The sequence below is a fragment of the Pontimicrobium sp. MEBiC01747 genome (genome assembly GCF_053601635.1).
On sequence record NZ_JBSHNS010000011.1, the window covers coordinates 1 to 577 of the forward strand.

A 577-nucleotide genomic window follows, 5' to 3' on the forward strand; every position below is an offset into this window, starting at 1 on the left:
TCAGATTGTGGCGGAGGTACATATAGCGACTGGGTAGGTCCTTTAAACTTTACAACAACAGTACAAACAGATTTTTCTGTAGACTGTGCCGTAGGAGCACAAACCTTAAATTACTGTTACACAGCTAATGACTCTAATGTCTTTACATTTACAAGTACAGATGGATCAGGATTAACAATAACAATCAATTCAGGAACGGTAGAAAACAACTGGGATGAATTAGTCATTACAGATGTAGCAACAGGAACGGATTTAAATGCAGGAACACCTTATGGAAATGGTGGTGATGTATCAGGTATTACTTATCAATCTACAGGAGACAGTATTACTTTAGCAATAACTTCGGATGGGTCTGTAAGTTGCGATACCAATGGATTTGATCCATTAGATGTTACAGTAGTATGCTCGACATGTACAAACCCTACAGCAACTTACGCAGTTGTTTCAGACTGTATAAATGGACCACAGTTTTTTGTAGAAACAGATATTACAGATTTAGGAACAGCAACATCACTTACCGTATCAGACAATCAAGGAAACTCTCAAGTTGTAAACGCAACAGGAGTTGTTTCTTTTG

Annotated in this window: 1 pseudogene; it reads left to right on the top strand. The window is 37.8% G+C overall.

Going from position 1 to position 577, the window contains the following annotated elements:
* A pseudogene (locus ACVC2P_RS00085) lies at positions 1-577 on the top strand (hypothetical protein); the annotation flags it as partial.